General features: G+C 74.1%; 19 protein-coding genes and 1 pseudogene. 15 read left to right on the top strand and 5 right to left on the bottom strand.

Features of this window, described 5'->3' with window-relative positions; translation table 11 throughout:
* The 11 genes and pseudogenes from Q0444_RS13315 to Q0444_RS13365 form a co-directional block, all read left to right on the top strand.
* Positions 1-773 (top strand): annotated as a pseudogene (locus tag Q0444_RS13315) (cell division protein FtsH); the annotation flags it as partial.
* Positions 774-806: 33 nt separating this feature from the next.
* Complete coding sequence (gene folE, locus Q0444_RS13320) at positions 807-1,430, top strand: GTP cyclohydrolase I FolE (RefSeq protein WP_299023437.1); 624 nt, start codon at positions 807-809, stop codon at positions 1,428-1,430.
* Positions 1,431-1,471: 41 nt separating this feature from the next.
* The gene (gene folP / locus Q0444_RS13325; RefSeq protein ID WP_291086197.1) at positions 1,472-2,293 is read left to right on the top strand and encodes a dihydropteroate synthase; all 822 of its coding nucleotides are present in this window, start codon (positions 1,472-1,474) and stop codon (positions 2,291-2,293) included.
* Positions 2,293-2,688, top strand: a complete 396-nt coding sequence (gene folB, locus Q0444_RS13330; RefSeq protein WP_291086107.1) for a dihydroneopterin aldolase — start codon at positions 2,293-2,295, stop codon at positions 2,686-2,688. Before folP ends, folB begins: the two co-directional genes overlap by 1 nt.
* Positions 2,685-3,209 (top strand): 2-amino-4-hydroxy-6-hydroxymethyldihydropteridine diphosphokinase, encoded by a 525-nt coding sequence (gene folK, locus Q0444_RS13335; RefSeq protein WP_291086104.1) that lies wholly within the window; start codon positions 2,685-2,687, stop codon positions 3,207-3,209. Before folB ends, folK begins: the two co-directional genes overlap by 4 nt.
* Position 3,210: 1 nt before the next feature.
* Entirely contained in the window at positions 3,211-3,687 is a 477-nt protein-coding gene (locus Q0444_RS13340) for a DUF3180 domain-containing protein (protein ID WP_299023438.1), read from the top strand.
* A 92-nt stretch (positions 3,688-3,779) separates the two neighbouring features.
* Positions 3,780-4,781, top strand: coding sequence for a DUF6779 domain-containing protein (locus Q0444_RS13345; protein WP_299023439.1), 1,002 nt, complete (start codon positions 3,780-3,782; stop codon positions 4,779-4,781).
* A gap of 170 nt (positions 4,782-4,951) precedes the next feature.
* Positions 4,952-5,905 carry a Rossmann-like and DUF2520 domain-containing protein gene (locus tag Q0444_RS13350; RefSeq protein WP_291086194.1) on the top strand — a complete coding sequence of 318 codons (954 nt, stop codon included), beginning with the start codon at positions 4,952-4,954 and terminating at the stop codon, positions 5,903-5,905.
* The gene (gene panC, locus Q0444_RS13355) at positions 5,902-6,888 is read left to right on the top strand and encodes a pantoate--beta-alanine ligase (RefSeq protein WP_291086095.1); all 987 of its coding nucleotides are present in this window, start codon (positions 5,902-5,904) and stop codon (positions 6,886-6,888) included. Before Q0444_RS13350 ends, panC begins: the two co-directional genes overlap by 4 nt.
* Complete coding sequence (gene panD, locus Q0444_RS13360) at positions 6,889-7,314, top strand: aspartate 1-decarboxylase (protein WP_291086092.1); 426 nt, start codon at positions 6,889-6,891, stop codon at positions 7,312-7,314. It abuts the gene before it with no gap.
* A 16-nt stretch (positions 7,315-7,330) separates the two neighbouring features.
* Positions 7,331-8,101, top strand: coding sequence for a type III pantothenate kinase (locus tag Q0444_RS13365; protein ID WP_291086089.1), 771 nt, complete (start codon positions 7,331-7,333; stop codon positions 8,099-8,101).
* A 21-nt stretch (positions 8,102-8,122) separates the two neighbouring features.
* Here Q0444_RS13365 and ygiD read toward each other — a convergent pair whose 3' ends face one another.
* Positions 8,123-8,914 carry a 4,5-DOPA dioxygenase extradiol gene (gene ygiD, locus Q0444_RS13370; RefSeq protein WP_291086085.1) on the bottom strand — a complete coding sequence of 264 codons (792 nt, stop codon included), beginning with the start codon at positions 8,912-8,914 and terminating at the stop codon, positions 8,123-8,125.
* Positions 8,915-9,145: 231 nt separating this feature from the next.
* Here ygiD and Q0444_RS13375 point away from each other — a divergent pair, with 231 nt between their 5' ends.
* The 3 genes from Q0444_RS13375 to lysS are packed head-to-tail and all read left to right on the top strand — an operon-like array spanning position 9,146 to position 12,214.
* Positions 9,146-9,550, top strand: a complete 405-nt coding sequence (locus Q0444_RS13375; protein WP_291086082.1) for a rhodanese-like domain-containing protein — start codon at positions 9,146-9,148, stop codon at positions 9,548-9,550.
* Between the two features lie 60 nt (positions 9,551-9,610).
* Positions 9,611-10,573: a glutaminase A gene (glsA, locus tag Q0444_RS13380; protein WP_291086078.1), complete on the top strand. Its 963-nt coding sequence runs from the start codon at positions 9,611-9,613 to the stop codon at positions 10,571-10,573.
* A 21-nt stretch (positions 10,574-10,594) separates the two neighbouring features.
* Positions 10,595-12,214, top strand: coding sequence for a lysine--tRNA ligase (lysS, locus tag Q0444_RS13385; protein ID WP_299023440.1), 1,620 nt, complete (start codon positions 10,595-10,597; stop codon positions 12,212-12,214).
* A 13-nt stretch (positions 12,215-12,227) separates the two neighbouring features.
* Here lysS and Q0444_RS13390 read toward each other — a convergent pair whose 3' ends face one another.
* Both Q0444_RS13390 and Q0444_RS13395 read right to left on the bottom strand, forming a co-directional pair.
* Complete coding sequence (locus Q0444_RS13390) at positions 12,228-12,971, bottom strand: L,D-transpeptidase (RefSeq protein ID WP_291086069.1); 744 nt, start codon at positions 12,969-12,971, stop codon at positions 12,228-12,230.
* 36 nt (positions 12,972-13,007) lie between these two features.
* Entirely contained in the window at positions 13,008-13,649 is a 642-nt protein-coding gene (locus Q0444_RS13395; protein ID WP_291086066.1) for a DUF1801 domain-containing protein, read from the bottom strand.
* Positions 13,650-13,752: 103 nt separating this feature from the next.
* On the opposite strand from Q0444_RS13395, the gene Q0444_RS13400 reads away from it, so the two are divergent.
* Complete coding sequence (locus Q0444_RS13400; protein ID WP_291086063.1) at positions 13,753-14,379, top strand: L,D-transpeptidase; 627 nt, start codon at positions 13,753-13,755, stop codon at positions 14,377-14,379.
* Between the two features lie 16 nt (positions 14,380-14,395).
* On the opposite strand, the gene Q0444_RS13405 is transcribed toward Q0444_RS13400, so the two are convergent.
* Positions 14,396-14,947 (bottom strand): hypothetical protein, encoded by a 552-nt coding sequence (locus Q0444_RS13405; RefSeq protein WP_291086060.1) that lies wholly within the window; start codon positions 14,945-14,947, stop codon positions 14,396-14,398.
* A gap of 110 nt (positions 14,948-15,057) precedes the next feature.
* The gene (hrpB, locus tag Q0444_RS13410) at positions 15,058-17,637 is read right to left on the bottom strand and encodes an ATP-dependent helicase HrpB (protein WP_299023441.1); all 2,580 of its coding nucleotides are present in this window, start codon (positions 17,635-17,637) and stop codon (positions 15,058-15,060) included.
* Between the last annotated feature and the right edge of the window lie 6 nt (positions 17,638-17,643).

Consider the following 17,643-nt stretch of genomic DNA (forward strand, 5'->3'; position numbering starts at 1 on the left):
TCATCGACGCCGCGCACACCGAGGCGTGGCGGGTCCTCGAGGCCAACCGCGAGATCCTCGACGCGGTCGCCGGTGAGCTGCTGGAGAAAGAGACCCTCCGGCAGGACGACCTCGCGCGGCTCTTCGCGGACGTCGTCAAGCGGCCGAGGCTCACCGAGTTCGACGACTTCGGCGGGCGTGTCCCGTCCACGGAACCGCCCATCAAGACCCCCGGTGAGCTGGCCAAGGAGCGCGGGGAGCCCTGGCCGCCGCCGGTGACCGACCCGTTCGCCATGCCGGTCCTGCCGTCGGGCCGCGAGCCCGGCGGCGTCGACGCGGGGGATGTGAACGGAACCGATCCCGCCCCGGGCGGGATGACCGGGACCGGCAGGGGGGCGCAGCGCGGACAAGTCCCTGCGGGGTCGCTGCCGACCGGGATCCCGGCCTACGGCACCCCGCCGCCCCCGGGCTGGTCGGCGCCGGGCTGGCCCCCGCGCGGCACGGCGCCCGTCGGGGGCGGGGTCCCGGACGGCGGCCCGGCCCCGGACGGCGGGAACGGGCCGACTGGCGCCGAGACCACCAGGCTCCCGGCCGCCCCCGGGCCCCGGGAATCCCCCGGCGGGGCGCCCGGCGAGGGGTCCGGCGAGGACGACCCCCGGTCCGATCCGCCGGTCGGGTCCGCCGGGTCCACGCGGGCGTGGTCGGCGGTGGACGGGAACGGCCGCCGGAGTGGCTCCCGTCGCCGGGAGGACAAGGACCCCGGCTGGCGTGCCCCGTGGGAACGCGAAGACTGACCCCTCGGTCGGTTCCGTGCGAGAAGAGGACTGATGACGACTCCTGATCACATACCCGCCGCCGACGCCGTGTCGGTCACCACGGGCCGCGTCTTCGACGCCGACCGCGCCGAGGCCGCGGTGCGCGAGTTGCTGATGGCCGTGGGCGAGGACCCGGACCGTGAGGGGTTGCGGGACACCCCGGCGCGCGTCACCCGGGCCTACCGCGAGGTCTTCGCGGGCCTGTACACCGATCCCGCGGCGGTGCTGTCGAAGACCTTCAACGAGGATCACCGCGAGCTGGTGCTGGTGCGCGACATCCCCATCTACTCGACCTGCGAGCACCACCTGGTGCCGTTCCACGGGGTCGCCCACATCGGGTACATCCCGGGTCGGTCGGGGGCGGTCACCGGGCTGAGCAAACTGGCCCGCCTCGTGGACCTCTTCGCCAAACGGCCGCAGGTCCAGGAGCGACTCACCAGTCAGGTCGCGGACGCCCTGGTGGACAAACTCGATCCGGCCGGCGTGCTCGTGGTGATCGAGGCCGAGCACCTGTGCATGGCCATGCGGGGCATCCGCAAGCCGGGTTCGGTCACCACGACCTCCGCCGTCCGCGGGAGCATGCGGACCAACGCGGCGACCAGGGCGGAGGCGCTCGGCCTCCTGCGCGGTACGTGAACGGTCCGGTCGGCCTGCCGCGCCCGGGCCGCTGCGCGGTCATGGGCATCGTCAACGTCACGGAGGACTCCTTCTCCGACGGCGGGCGACACCTCGCGCCCGAGGCCGCCCTCGCCCACGCGGGGCGGCTGGTCGCCCAGGGCGCGGACCTCCTCGACGTGGGCGGGGAGTCCACCCGCCCCGGCGCCGTCCGGGTCGACCGCGGCGACGAGGCGGGGCGCGTGATCCCGTTGGTCCGCGAGCTCGCGGGCGAGGGCGTGACCGTCTCCGTCGACACCATGCGCTCCTCCGTCGCCGCGGGCGCCCTCGAGGCCGGGGCCGCGATCATCAACGACGTCTCCGGCGGCCTCGCGGACGCCGACCTCCTCCGGGTCGTGGCCGAGCACGGATGCCCGGTGATCCTCATGCACTGGGTGTCACCGGACGACTACCGGGCGGGAGCGGGGGGCAGGGCCGACTACGGCGGGGACGTCGTGGCCTCGGTGCGTGATCACCTCGCGCGCAGGGTCGATGCCGCGCTCGCCGCGGGCGTCGGCTCCGGCTCGATCGTGCTGGACCCGGGTCTGGGGTTCGCCAAGGACTCCCGCGACAACTGGGCGCTCCTCCACGGGCTCGACGCCCTCACCGATCTCGGGTTCCCCGTCCTCGTCGCGGCCTCCCGCAAGCGTTTCCTCGGGTCGCTCCTGTCCGACGACCGAGGCGAGCCGCGTGCGGTGTCCGGGCGGGATCCGGCGACCGCGGCGATCACGGCGCTGGCCGCCGCCGCCGGGGCCTGGGCGGTGCGGGTCCACGACGTGGCGCCCAGCGTCGACGCGGTCCGTGTGGCCGCGGCCTGGGCGGCCGGACGAGAGGAGCGGGGCTGATGGCGGACCGGATAGAGCTCAGGGGGCTGCGGGTCCGCGGCAACCACGGGGTCTTCGAACACGAGAAGCGCGACGGCCAGGACTTCCTCGTGGACCTGGTCCTGTGGACCGACTTCACCGCCGCCGCGGCCTCCGACGACCTCGCGGACACGGTGGACTACGGCGCCCTCGCCCTGTTCGCGCGCGACGTGGTGGCGGGACCGGCCTGCGACCTCATCGAGACCGTGGCGTCGCGGATCGCCGACGGGATCATGGAGCTCGCGCCCGATGCCCACGCGGTGGAGGTGACGCTGCACAAGCCACAGGCGCCGATCCCGGCGGAGTTCGCCGACGTCGCGGTGGTGGCCAGGCGTTCACGCCAGGGCGGGCGCGGCCGGGCGGGCGGGCCGCGGTGACCTGTCGGGCGGTGCTGTCGATCGGCGGCAACCAGGGTGACGCCCTCGGCCTGCTCCGGCGCGTGGTGGCCGACGCGGTGGAGGACGGGATCCTCGTCGCGGCCTCGTCGGTGTACGCCACCCCCCCGTGGGGCGGGGTGGAGCAGGACGACTTCCTCAACGCGGTCCTCGTCGTCGTCCATCCGGGTACCCCGCTCGACGTGCTCGAATGGGGATTCGCCAGGGAACGCGCGGCCGGCCGGACCCGTGACCTCCGCTGGGGCCCGCGGACCCTCGACGTGGACGTGGTCTCCGCGGAGGTGGACGGGGTCACGGTGGGCTCCGCCGACGAGGTCCTGACCCTGCCCCACCCCCGCGCGTCCGAGCGCGCGTTCGTCCTGGTCCCGTGGCTGGAGGTCGAGCCGGACGCCCGACTCGGCGGGGTGGCGGTGGCCGACCATCTTGCGGCCCTGTCTCCCGGCGACGTGGCCGCGGTGCGCAGGACCGATGCGCGGCTCGCGCCCGACGGGTGGACCGCCTGACATGACACGGATCGCCGTCTCCACCCTCGTCCTGGTCGCGCTCGTCGCCGGCGTGGGCGCCTACGTCCTCACCGGGAGCTTCCTGGGATCCATGACGCCGATCGGGTGGGGATGGGTCACGCTGCTGGTCATGGCGCTGGTCGACCTCCTGCTGGCGCTGCGGATCCGATCCGCGATCGACGACGGCGGGGTGGGCCAGGACCGGAGTCAGATGCATCCGCTCACCATCGCCCGGAGTGCGGCCCTCGGTCAGGCCTCGGCGGTCCTCGGGTCGGCGGCCGTCGGGTTGGGCGCGGGTTTCTCGCTGTACTTCCTGCCCAGGCTCGGGGAGTTGGCCGTCGCCGGCGACGAGCTGCCGGCCTCGGTGGCGGTCCTGGTGTCCGGCGCGTTGCTGGTGGGGGCCGGGTTGTTCCTCGAATCGGCGTGTGAGACCCCGCCCTCGGACGAGGACGCGGGCGGGTTGGCGCAGCCGACCTGACCGCATCGCGTGGCCGGGGCGTCGCGCTCGTTCGGGCCGGACACGCGCAGGTTACTCGTGTGACCCGTGGTTCTCTGCGTATCATGCGGGACATGAGCTCCGACGGTGCGATGGACAAGCCCCGGTCTGCGCGCCCCGCGCGCGGCGACGACCGTGGACTGGCGGGCATCGCTCTGGTGGTGCTGCTGGTGCTGGCGCTGGTCGCGACCGTGGTGATGGTCTTCTCCGACAATCCCGTGTGGACCCGGATCGGCACCCTCGCCGCGCTGTGGGCCGCGTTCATCGGGGCGTTCCTGGTGGCCCGGTACCGGCGACAGGCGGCCACCGAGGCGGCCCGGGTGCGTGACCTGCACACCGTCTACGAGCTCCAGCTCGAGCGGGAGATCTCCGCGCGGCGCGAGCACGAGCTGGTCGTGGAGAAGGAACTCCGGGACTCCGTCCGATCGGATACCTCGGACTCCATCCAGGCCCTGCGCCAGGAGATCGCCGCGCTCCGGGAGCAGCTGGGACAGCTGGGGGTGACGCTCCCCGAGGACCGCTTCGCGGTCGGTGGTCACGCCCCGGCGGGACAGCTCGGCGCCGGCCCCACGTTGCCGTCCGTGCCGTCCGAACGTGTCGAGCCCCGCCGCCGCGCGCCCGAGACCAGCGGCGTCGGGTCGGCGACCGCCGACGCGACCGCTTCCGGGGTCGGCCGGGACGCCACCCCGAGCACCGAGCGCACAGAGAAGCTCTCCCCGGTCGACGCCGGCGGGGCCGGTCCCGCGGAGCGGCGTCGAGACCAGGCGCGTCGGCCGGCCGTCCGGCCCGCGGCACGGGCGCAGGCCGAGGCCCGCACGCCCGAGCCGGAGCAGAAGCCCGCGCCCGAGGCGGAGCAGAAGCCCGAGCCGGAGCAGAAGCCCGAGCCGGAGCAGAAGCCCGAGCCGGAGCAGAAGCCCGAGCCGACGGAGCGGCCCGCGGCGGCCCCCGCCGCCGCCGAGGCCGCGCCGGCCAGCCGCCACGGCGAGGGCGGTGGCCTCTCGGTGGCCGAGCTCATGGCGCGCCTGGGGGACGACGCCCCCTCGGGTGGTCGCCGCCGCCGCCACGCGGCGGAGTGATCGGCCCCGCGGTCGGAGCGGCCTGACCGTCTGACCGCGCCTGACGATCATGTGAAGTGCGCCACTCGGTGAGAACCTTCGCGCTGGACCGTACTACGCTCACTCCCGAGATGTCTGGGACCCGCCACGCGAGCGGGCCTGGAACGGATCGAGCACTGGAGCGCCTCATGATGTCCGAGTTCGGCGTCACCGGAACACCCCCTGCCCGCCTGTCCGTCGGCCTCGTGTCCGCGGGACGGGTCGGGACCGCCATCGGCGCAGCGCTGGAACTCCGCGGCCACGTGGTGTCCGCGGTCGTCGCGCGCTCCGAGCGTTCCCGCGATCTCGCCGCGCGCCGTCTTCCCGAGGCCCGGATCGCGGACCCCGTCGCCGTTGCCGCGGCCAGCGAACTACTCATCCTCGCCGTGCCCGACTCCGCCCTGCCCGGTGTGGTGGCCGAGCTCGCCGCGGCCGACGCCTTCCGCCCCGGACACATCGTGGTCCACGTCGCCGGCGCGGTCGGGGCGGAGGTGCTGACGCCCGCGGCGGACGCCGGGGCTGTGGTCGTGGCGGCCCACCCGGCCATGACGTTCACCGGCGGCGAGTCCGACATCGACCGCATGGAGGGCTGCTCGTGGGCGCTGACCTCACCGGACGAGGTCGGTCTGGTCGTGGGTCAGATGCTGGTGATGGAGACCGGCGGCCTCCCCGTGACCGTCGCCGAGTCCCACCGCGCCCTGTACCACGCGGCCCTGGCGCACGGCGCCAACCACCTCGTCACCCTGGTCAACGACGCGGCGGAGGCGCTCGCCGCGTCGTTCGCCGTCCTGCCCGGTGGCGGGGTCGAGGGTGACCCGGACGGCATGCTCGGCTCCGACGCCGAGGCGCTCGCCCGGCGCACCCTGGGCCCGCTCCTGCGCGCGGCCCTCGACAACGTCCTGGCCTCCGGTGACGCTGCGCTCACCGGTCCCGTCATGCGCGGCGACGCGGTGACGGTCTCCCGCCATCTCGACGCTCTCGAGGACGTGGACGCCGGCATCGCCGCCGGGTACCGCGCGCTCGCGCTCCGGACGGCGGATCGCTGTGGCGCCGGCCGCGACGTCACCGACCTCCTCGCCCCCGACCTCTCGGAGCAACTGCGATGACCACCTCCGTCTTCCCCGTCCGCACCGCGGTCCCGACCCGCCCCGGATCGGGCTACACCCGCGGCGAGCTGACGATCCACCACGAGCCCTCCGCGCTGCACGCCGTGACCGAGTCGCTGCGCAAGGTCGGCAAGCAGGTCGTCTTTGTCCCCACCATGGGTGCGCTGCACGAGGGGCACCTGGCGCTGGTGGAGGCCGCGCGGCGGACCCCGGGCTCGGTGGTCGTCGTGTCGATCTTCGTCAACCCGTTGCAGTTCGGGCCCGGCGAGGACCTCGACGCCTACCCGCGCACCCTCGACCAGGACGTGGCCAGGCTCGCCTCGGCAGGGGTCGAGCTCGTCTTTGCCCCCTCGGCCGCCGCCATGTACCCCGACGGGCCCCGGACCACGGTCCAGCCCGGCCCGACGGGCGACATCCTCGACGGCGCCGCCCGCCCGGGCCACTTCGCGGGGATGCTCACCGTGGTGGCCAAGCTGTTCAACATCGTCTCGCCGCACCAGGCGTTCTTCGGGGAGAAGGACTATCAGCAGCTCGTCCTGATCCGGCAGATGGTGGCCGACCTGGACATGGACGTGCGGGTGGTGGGCGTGCCGACCGTCCGGGAGTCCGACGGGCTGGCCATGAGCTCGCGGAACCGCTACCTCTCCGAGGAGGACCGGGAGTTGGCCACGACCCTCAACGCGGCCCTCGTCGCCGGGACGTTCGCGGCCAAGGGCGGAAGGCGGGCGGTCCTCGACGCGGCCCGCTCGGTCCTCGCCGAGCGTCCGCAGATCTCGATCGACTACCTCGACCTCCGCGCCGGCGATCTGGGCGAGCCGCCGGAGGAGGGGCCCGGGCGGCTGCTCGTGGCCGCCCGCATCGGGTCCACCCGCCTCATCGACAACGTCGGGGTGGCCATCGGCACCGGGTTCCTCGCCGCAGCCGAGGCGACCGTCGCCGCCCAGCAGGCCGAGATGGCCGCAGACTCCCAGGAAGGCCTCTAGATGCAGCGCACCATGCTCCACTCCAAGATCCACCGGGCGACCGTCACCCAGGCGGACCTGCACTACGTGGGTTCCTGCACCATCGACGCGGACCTGATGGACGCCGCCGACCTGCTCGAGGGGCAGCAGATCGACATCGTCGACATCAACAACGGCTCGCGGCTGACCACCTACGCCATCACGGGCGAGCGCGGCTCGGGCGTGATCAGCATCAACGGCGCCGCCGCGCACCTCGTGCACCCGGGCGATCTGGTGATCATCATCGCCTACGCCGTGATGGAGGACGCCGAGGCGCGGGCCTACAAGCCCCGCGTGGTCTTTGTCGACGACGACAACCGGATGCTCACCGAGGGCACCGACCCGGCGAACGTCCCCGAGGGGTCGGGCCTGAAGAACCCGCGCGTCCCCGAGTCCGCCGCGGTCTAGGGGTCGGGGCAGAGCGATGCTTCTCACCGTCGACGTCGGCAACACCCACATCCGGCTCGGCGTCTTCCCCACCGACGGGGGTCCGCTCGAGCGCACGTGGAGCATGCGGACCTCGCCCGCGGTGACCTCCGACGAGCTGGCCCTGACCATCCGGGGGCTCCTGGGCGGCTGCGCGGAGCGGCTCTCCGGCATCTCCGCGATGTCGGTCGTGCCGTCGGTGACGGGGGAGCTCCGCCGGATGGCGGCGGACTACTGGCCGGACCTGCCGGCCGTCGTCGTCGCGCCCGGGGTGAAGACCGGGGTGCCGCTCCTGGTGGACAACCCGCGGGAGGTGGGCTCGGACCGGGTGGTCAACGCGCTGGCCGCGCACTCCCTGTTCGACGGCGCCGTCGTGGTCGTCGACGTCGACACCGCCACCACCGTCGACGCCGTCTCCGCGCGCGGCGAGTTGCTCGGCGGCGCGATCGCGCCCGGGATCGACATCTCCGTGGACGCCCTGGCCGAGCGCGCGGCGGCGCTGCGCAGGATCGAGGTGGTCCGGCCGCGCAGCGCGCTGGGCAAGAACACCGTCGCCGCGCTGCAGGCCGGGATCGTGATCGGATTCGCCGGGCAGATCGACGCCCTGGTGGACCGGTTGCGGTCGGACGTGGCGGAGCTCGCCGACGCGTCCGTGGTCCTCACCGGCCTGCGGGCGGACCTGGTGGCGGAGGAGTCCCGGACGATCACCGACGTCGAGCCGGAGCTGGCGCTCGAGGGCCTCCGGTTGGTGTTCGAGCGCAACTCCTGACCCGCCCCGCCGGGTGGGCGCTCAGGCCGCCGAGCGATAACTGGTCATGGAGACCGAACCCCAGGCGTACCCCTTGCTGAAGGCGTCCAGCCTCTCGCCGGACCCCGCCGCCATGCCGGCCGTGTAGAGCAGGGGGAGGAAGTGGTCGGCGCTGGGCACGGCGAGCCGGGCGTCGGGGTGCTCGACCAGGGAGAGCGCGTCCTCGGGGCGCTCGGTGAGCAGCTCCTGGGTGTGGTCGTCGAAGCGGTGGGCCCAGTCGGTCCCCGAGTTGCCGCGGGAGGGGTCCACCGCGGCGAGGTTGTGCACCACGTTGCCGCTGGCCAGCACCAGCACCCCGGAATCCCGGAGCGCGGAGAGCTTGGTGCCGAGGTCGAAGTGGTAGCTCGCCGGTTTGGAGGCGTCCACCGACAGCTGCGCCACGGGGACGTCGGCGTCGGGGAAGACGTGGGTGAGGACGGACCACGTGCCGTGGTCGAGGCCCCAGGAGTCGCGGTCGACGCCGACCCAGGTGGGCTTGACGACCTCGGCGACCTCGGCCGCGAGTTCGGGGGCGCCGGAGGCGGGGTACTCGAACTCGTTCAGTTCCCGGGGGAAGCCGTAGAAGTCGTGGATCGTGCGGGGGTTGGACATGGCGGTGACGGCGGTGGCGTTGATGTACCAGTGCGCGGACACCGCCAGGACGGCCCGTGGCCGCTCGGGGAGGGACTCGCCGAGGGCGGCCCATTCCCGGGTCCACTCGTTGACCTCGAGCGCGTTGAGGGGGACGCCGTGTCCGATGAAGACGGCGGGCTGGCGCTTGTGCGTGGTGGGCATGAGGACTCCTTCGTGTGATCTATATGATGCATCAACTACCTCGCCGGCGCAAGCCTGTCGGCCGGCGACCCCTTGAAATAGATAGACCGGTCTGTCTATTATCAGGGGCGTGAACGCACGACGAATGCCCCCGGCCGGTTCGGTGGCACCCCCCGCGCGCGCGGCGCCGGTGTCCCTGACCGGCAGCGAACCCCTCTACGCACGCCGCACACACCGCACCGGGAGCTCACCATGACCACCGCGTTCACCACCACCTTCACCACCCTCGAGGTCGCCGACTACCGCGCCGCGGTCGAGGCGGGGGCCCTCGTCGTGGACATCCGCTCCCGGGCCCAGCGCGAGCGGCAGGGCGTCCTGGCCGGCGCGGTCGCGGTGGAGGCCCGACCGCTGGTCGAGCTGCTCGATCCGCGATCGTCCGCACCGCTCGCCGCGGCCACCGGGGGCCGCGAGGTCCTCCTGGTCAGCGACGACGGCCTCGACGCCGAGCTGTTCGCCCTCGAACTGCACTCCCGTGGCGTCCTCGGGGTCCGTGCGGTGGACGGTGGGCACGACGCGCTGCGGGCCGCCCGGGCCCTCGGCCTGCTCGCGGACGCCGAGCACCTGCTCCGCGAGAGGTCGGCGATCTCGGCCCACTGAGGTCCGGGCCCGCCCCACCGACCGGGGGCGCGGCCACGCCCGCGGCGGTACGGTCGCCCCATGACCGACGGCATCTCGGCAGACCTCCTCCAGGACATCCTCGACGAGGTCCGCGAGGACTCGTCCGGGGAGCTGGTGCCCCACCTCGCCGACTACGTCCACCCCAACCCCGACGCCCTCGCGCTGGCGGTCTGCGATCTCGACGGCCACGTGGTGTCGGCGGGAGACGACCAGATCCGCTTCGACCTCCAGTCCGCGTCCAAACCGTTCGTCTACGCCCTGGCGCTGGACCAGAAGGGCGTCGACGAGGTGGCCAAGCGGATCGGGGTCGAGCCGTCCGGTGATCCCTTCAACGAGATCTCCCTCGAGGCCGGGACCGGGCGCGCGCCCAACGCGCTCGTCAACGCCGGGGCCCTGGCGGCCCACGCGCTGGTGGGGGACCAGAGTGACGACGAGGACTCCCGCTTCGAGCAGATCCGGGCGCTGTTCGCCCGGCTCGTGGGTCGGGAGGTCGAGGTGGACCAGGAGGTCATCGACATCGAGGCCCGTAACGCCCACCGCAACCAGGCCCTCGCCCACCTGCTGGCGGAGGAGGGGAACCTGGCGGACGACCCCCACCGGGTGGTGGCCGGATACGGACGCCAGTGCGCGATCCGCGTGGACACCCGGGAGCTGGCCCGCATGGCCGCGACGCTCGCCGCCGGTGGGAGGCTGCCGGGAGGTGACGACCGGCTGCTCGGGCGCAAGGCGGTGCGCTACGCCACCAGCGTGATGTTCACGTGCGGCATGTACGACGCCGCCGGGGACTGGGTCTACCAGGTGGGCCTGCCCGCCAAGAGCGGCGTCTCGGGATGCCTGTTCGCGGTCGTGCCCGGCCGGTTCGGCGTGGCCGCATACTCCCCGCGACTGGACGACCACGGCAACAGCGTCCGTGCCGCGGCCGCCATCGAGGCGCTCTCGGACCGGCTGGACCTCCACGTGCTGGACACGGCGTCACACCACGGGTTCGGTCCCGCCACATAGGGGCGACTATCCTCGACATCCGTGACCGACTCGACTCCCGCCGCGCCCGGGGCCGCAACCAACGAGCCCGCCGACGACACCCCCGAGCAGCTGCGCATCCGCCGCGACAAGCGGCAGCGCCTCCTCGACTCCGGGGTGCAGGCGTACCCGGTCGAGGTCCCGCGCACCCACGGGCTCGCGGAGATCGCCTCGGACCCCCGCTTCGCCGCGCTGGAGCCGGGGGAGGAGACCGACGTCGAGGTCTCGGTGGCCGGCCGGGTGCTGTTCGTCCGCAACACGGGCAAGCTCTGCTTTGTCCGGCTCCAGGACGGCGTGCACCCGGGAGCCGACCTGTCGACCCCCGCGGCCGACGGCGGGCCCGACGCGTTCGCCCCGCAGCTGCAGGCCATGCTCTCGCTCGCCAACGTCGGCGAGGAGCGGCTTGAGGCGTGGAAGCAGGACGTCGACCTCGGCGACCACGTCTCGGTGACCGGCCGCGTGGTGCGGTCCAAGCGCGGCGAGCTGTCCGTCATGGCCGACGCGTGGGTGCTCGCGGCCAAGTCGCTCCGCCCGCTGCCGGTGGCCCACAAGGACCTGAGCGAGGACACCAGGGTCCGCCAGCGCTACACCGACCTCATCATGCGGGACACCGCCCGACGGAACGCCGTGACGCGGATCCGGGTGGTCCGCGCGCTGCGCACCGCCCTCGAGGCCCGGGGGTTCCTCGAGGTGGAGACCCCCATGCTCCAGACCCTGCACGGTGGTGCGGCGGCCCGTCCGTTCGTCACCCATTCCAACGCGCTCGACCTGGACCTCTACCTGCGCATCGCGCCCGAGCTCTACCTCAAGCGCTGCGTGGTGGGCGGGATCGAGCGGGTCTTCGAGATCAACCGCAACTTCCGCAACGAGGGCGTGGACTCCTCGCACAGCCCCGAGTTCGCCATGCTCGAGACCTACCAGGCCTACGGCGACTACGACACCTCGGCCACGATGATCCGCGAGGTCATCCAGGAGGTCGCCCGCGAGGTCTACGGCTCCACCACGGTGACCCTCGCCGACGGCACCGACTTCGACCTCGGCGGGCGGTGGCCCGAGCTCCGCATGTACCCCTCGCTCAACGAGGCGCTGCGCGCCAAGCACCCGCACCTCACCGCGGAGGTGACGGTGGACTCCACCGTCGAGGAGCTCCTCGCGCTGGCGGGCGGGGTCGGGCTCGAGGTGCCCTCCGGGAAGGGCTGGCTGCACGGGAAGCTGGTCGAGGAACTGTGGGAGCACCTGTGCGGTGACCAGCTCGAGGGCCCGGTCTTCGTCCGTGACTTCCCCGTCGAGACCTCCCCGCTCACCCGCGACCATCGCACCGAGCGCGGGGTCACCGAGAAGTGGGACCTCTACGTGCGTGGCTTCGAGCTGGCGACCGGCTACTCCGAGCTCGTCGACCCCGTCATCCAGCGTCGGCGGTTCGAGGACCAGGCCAGGCTCGCCGCGGCCGGCGACGACGAGGCGATGGTGCTCGACGAGGACTTCCTCGCCGCGATGGAGCAGGGCATGCCGCCCACCACGGGGCTGGGCATGGGCATCGACCGTCTGCTCATGGCGCTGACCGGCCTGGGGATCCGCGAGACCATCCTGTTCCCCATGGTCAAGCCCCTGCCGCGCGACTGACGGGGGCGAGGCGTCAGAACGCCACGACCTCGTCCCCGACCCGCAGGGTCTCGAAGAAGTGCGCGGCCGCGTGGTGCCCCAGATGGATGCAGCCGTGCGAGGGCTCGTCCAGGCGTCCCTCGTGGAACGCCATGCCGCTGGTGGTGAAGTACGTCGAGTAGGGCATCGGCGAGTCGAAGATCCGGCTGTGGTCGTGGCGGACGTGACGCAGGACCCGGTGTGAGCCGCGGGCGGTCTCGTATCCGGGCATGCCGGTCGTGATCGGCACCGGACCGTAGGTGACATGCCCCTCCGAGACGACCCAGGCGCGCTTGGCGTCGACGTCGATGCAGGCCCGGGCGGTGGGCGGGCACCGGGGTGGAGCGGTGGCGGTGAGAACGGCCGGGCCGCCCGGACCGAAGCCCAGGAGCGTCTGCCTCGTGACGTGCTCGACCTCGCCGGGAGAGAGCGGCCCCAGCGCCGTCACATCGCGCGCGATCAGGTCGACGTCGGTGAGGTGCGCGGGCTGGTCCTGCTCCAGCAGGACCCTTCGCGCCACCGACCGGATCAGCTGCGCGTCCACCGTCACCGGCCGCGGCGGCACCTCCGCCACCGCCGGGGTGCCCTCGTGGGCGGGGTCCGCGTGGGCGGGGTCCGCGTGGGCGGCGAACCCGGGGGAGGCGCCGATCGTCGCCGCCGCCGCGAGCGCCCCCGCGAGGGCGGCCGCGGAGAGGACTCCGAGGTGGGGTCGGCCGAGCCGACGTGTGACAGGCACCATGGGGTCACCCTATCCACACGTGCGGAGATCGCGTTGTCAGCGGGGGTCGTCGTACCCGTGTGCCCACGCGGCCGCCACGAGGTCGCGCAGAACCTGACCGTCGACCCGGGCCAGAGTCGACACGTAAAGGCATCCCTTGCCGGTCTTGTGTGGTCCCAGCGTCTCAAGCAGGCCGACGGACGCCGGCGCCCCGAGGAGACCGTAGAGGGTCAGAGCCGAGGCCCTCGGGCTGAAACCGACCCGCAGCGTGTCTCCCTCGCGACCGCTGTCGTAGACGTAGTGGTGGTGGCCGTATCCGACGATCGACGGGCCCCACATGACGGGCTCCGCGCCGGTGACGTCATTGAACATCTCCAGCAGCCGCAGTCCGTCGTCGACCCGGCGTGCGGTCGGCAGCCCCTCGATCCATTCTCTCGGCGATCCCGGCGCCGCGACGAACGCGGTGTTGTCATTGCGGCCGGTGGCTCGGGGCCGGGGGACCGGGTCGGTGAGGGACAGGCCCGCCGCGGTCACGGCGTCGCGCAGGACCGCGAGCTGGGCGGGGCCTACGCCGCGCAGGGCCAGAATGTCCTTCTCGGCCAGGCCGTCGAGTTGGCGCAGGTCGGTGATGCCTGCGGCGCTCAGGGCGCGGGCCGCGGTGGCGGAGAGCGGGGGCAGGGGCAGCGGGCCGTCACTCATCATCCAGACGCTAGTCCCATGGGTGCGATGGCCGCGGTGTCCGAGACCGGAACGTTGCGCCGGGACGGATGTCCGGAGGGACCGGCCAGGACATAATCGAGGAATGACAAAGAGATCGTCACGGGTGTTGGTCGGCGCGGTCGCGGCGTTGCTCCTCGGGGGCGTCGCGCCCCCCGTGGCGTCGGCGCAGCTGCCGTTCCCCGTCCCGACCGAGGTCCAGCAGGTGATCGACCAGGCGCAGGCGGGATCGGCGCAGGCGGACCTCGACCTGCGCACCGCCGCGGGCGGGGCGTTGGAGCGGGCGGGGATCACCCCGCCGCCCGGATTGGTGCCGCCGCCGCCCGCGCCACCCGCGCCCCCGCCGCCGCCGGACCCGACCCCGCAGAGCCCGTGCCCGCGGACCGCGGCGGCGTGCGTCGACCTCTCCGGGAACCGCACCTGGCTGCAGTCGGGGGAGCGACTGAGCTACGGCCCGGTGCGGATGTCGCACGGCATGCCCGGGTGGGAGACCCCGCGCGGGACCTACCAGGTCACGCGCAAGGTCCGGCACGAGGTCAGCCGACTGTTCAACAACGCGCCGATGCCCTACTCGGTGTACTTCGTGGGCGGGATCGCGTTCCACGAGGGCGACCCCGCCTACGCCTCGCACGGCTGCATCCGGTTGGATCAGCCCGCCGCGGCCACCTACTTCGACCGACTGCAGGTGGGCGACACGGTGGTGGTGTTCTGAGTCGGTGGCGCGGGGGTCACGGCGACGGGTGCGGCCGCCCCGACGCCAGGTCGGGGAACGCGTACTCGGCGGCGCGGGCGGCCCACGCCGATCCCGCCGCCACCAGGACGAACCCGAGCGCGGCCACGTAGGGCCCGAACGTCACGCTCGCGTCCGAGGGCAGGCCGGAGAGCGTCGGGTCGGCAGCCCCGGTGGAGGCGACGAGCGTCCACACAAAGGCGAGGTGCGCGGCCAGCACCCCGATCGCGACCACGGCCGCCGCCGCCGCGAACGCCCCCAGCCGGCTGATCGCGGTCACGGCCACGAGGACGGACAGGACCACCAGTCCGAGGAACAGCAACGGGGCGACACTGCGGACGTCGATGATCCCGGTGATCCCCAGGGCGGTGATCCCCCCACTGCTGGAGGCGAGCCACGGGAGGTAGAGGCTCAGCAGCGCCAGCCCCAGTCCCACGAGGGCGGTGATCGCGCCGATCCGGTTCCTGACGTGGGGGATCACCCTGGTCAGCTCCTCCGTCCTCGCGGGGAAGGGGACCCGGTGCGGGGCGGGGGGTGTGTACGCGGTCATGACGATCACCCTTTCGGCGGAGCGGACTCTCACCAATGGTCTTGGTCACATCGTAGGCCCGAAATCCGGGAAATGCTGTGATCTGGCCGTCCGTTATGGTATTGGAACCGTCAGCGACGCCGATTGGTCCGCCGGGTCGGCTCGGCGCTCATCGGATCCTCCGGCCACGGGTGGCGCGGGTAGCGTCCACGCATCTCCGCGCGCACGCCGGGGTAGGCCTCGCGCCAGAAGAACTCCAGGTCGCGGGTCACGGCGAGCGGTCGACCCGCGGGCGAGAGCAGGTGGACCGTCACCGGGACCCGGCCGCCGCAGATCCGCGGCGAGGCCGTCCAGCCGAAGCACTCCTGGAGTTTGACCGCGAGGACCGGGGCGTCATGGGAGCCCGGTTCCGGGTAGTCCACGCGGTACGACGACGAGCTGGGCACCTCCAGCCGGTCCGGCACGAGCTCGTCGAACCGACTCGCCTCGGGCCAGGGGAGCAGCCGCTTCATCGCGGTTCCGAGGCCGCGTCCCGCCAGCCTGCCGCCGCGGACCAGCCCGTCGATCTCGGGGCCGAGCCACTCGTCGAGCCTGTCCGCCAGCGCGTCACCGGACACGTCCGGCCAGGGGTCGCCGAGTTCGCGGTGCGCCAGGGCGAGTCGCCGCCACAGGCGTAGAGCGTCGTCGTCGGCGCCGAGTGCGGACGGCCCGCCGGCGCGGACGGCCGCCGCCACGGCCGCCACGGTGACTGCCGGACCCGGACGCACCGGGGTGGAGGAGAGCTCGATCGCCCCGAGCCGCCGGATGCGGCGGCCCGTCACCGCGCCGCCCGTGAAGGTGGCCGTCTCGTCGTCGTCGAGCAGCCCCGACGCCGCACGCTCGGCGCTCTCGCGGTCCAGCGCGGCCGCCGACCTGATCACCGCCCCCGCCTCGCCCGCCGCCCGGCCGGACGCGCGTCCCACCTCGGCCACGGCCAGCCAGTCGTGGCCCGCCAGAGCCGACCCGGGCGGGAGGACCGCCCCGGTTCCGGACGCGAACGTGTACTGCTCGCCCCGCCGGCGCGCCACCCGGTCGGGGTGGGCGAGCGCCACGATCAGCCCCACGGCCTCGTCGACCGGGACCGGGGCGCCGGGTGGGCGGCCGTCGCGCGGCCCGGACCGGGCGAGCCGCTCGAGCCGACCGACCTCGCGCTGCCACGTCGCGGAGTCGGGGGCCCGCCCCCCGCGGAGGGCGCGGAGGTCGGCCACGAGGTCGCCGGAGGGGGAGCGCCGGCCCGAGGCCAGCAGCGCCACGACCTCCGCGGCCACCCGCGGACCCACCACCGGGGCGCCGTCGAGCAGGGCGCGGGCGTGGCGCGGATCCGCGGGCACGCGCGCGAGGCCCCGCCCGCGGTCGGTGGGCCGGCCCGACGGATCGACGGCGCCGAGCCCCTCGAGGACGGCCTGGGCGCGGAGGATCTCCCCGGCCGGTGGCGGGTCGGGCAGCGCCAACCCCTCCCCGCGCGGGGCGCCCCAGCAGGCCACGTCCAACGCGAAGGTCGTCAGGTCCGAGGTGGCGATCGCGGGCGTGCGGTGCGCGGGCAGTCGCGCGTACTCCTGCTCGGTCAGGCAGCGGACCGCGATCCCGGGTCCCAGGCGGGCGGCGCGGCCCGCGCGCTGGACGCAGGAGTCCCTCGAGGCGGACACCGTCACCAGGCCGGTCATGTCGCGGGCGGCGTCGCGTCGGGGCTCGCGGCTCAGGCACGCGTCCACCACGACCCGCACCCCCGGCACCGTGAGCGAGGACTCGGCGAGGTCGGTCGAGACCACGACCCGGGGCCGGGCGCCGCCCCCTCCCGCCGCCCGGTCTCCGCGCCGGCGGCCCGCGCCCGAGACCGCCCGGTCCTGGGCGGCCGCGTCGAGCCCGCCGTGCAGCGGAAGGACCTCGGCGCCGCCACCCAGGCGTGCGGTGAGCTCCCGCACCACGCGGTCGACCTCGCGGACCCCGGGGAGGAAGACCAGGGTGTCGTGGCCGCCGGAGGTGACCGCCTCCGCCGTCACCGCGGCCACGTGCTCGAGGAAGCCGTCGGTGACCCCGCGGGCGTCGAGGCGCGCCACCGGCGGCGGGAGGTAGCGGATCTCCAACGGGTGGAGAACGGCCGGCACGTCGACGACGGGCGCCGCACCGGCCCCGCCCTCCCCGCCGAGCAGTCGCGCGAACCGGTCGGACTCGACCGTCGCGGACATCGCCACGACCGGCAGTTCCTCGCGGAGCCCGCGCAGCTCGCAGAGGAAGGCAAAAGCGAGGTCGGACTCGACGTCGCGCTCGTGGACCTCGTCGAGCACGATCGCGCCGACCCCGGGCAGGTCCGGGTCGGCGATCAGCCGCCGCACGAGCACCCCGGGGGTGACGAACTCCACGAGGGTGTCCCGGCGGACGCGGGAGTCGCCCCGCACGGTGTAGCCGACCACCGTACCGAGGTCGGTCCCGGTGAGCGCGGCCAGGCGCCGCGCCGCCGACCGGGCCGCCACGCGCCGGGGCTGGGTGACCACGACCCGGCCCGCGACCCCGGCCGCCGAGGCGACAGCGGGCGGGACCAGGGTGGTCTTGCCGGTGCCGGGCGGGGCCTGGACCACCGCGGTCCCCGCCGCGGCCAGGGCCTCCCGGAGGTCCGGCAGGGCCGCGGCGAAGGGCAGGTCGCGGCCGATCCGGGCCAGGTCGAACGGGCTCACCGCGCG

It is taken from the genome of uncultured Dietzia sp., from assembly GCF_937873725.1.
Classification (GTDB): Bacteria; Actinomycetota; Actinomycetes; order Mycobacteriales; family Mycobacteriaceae; genus Dietzia.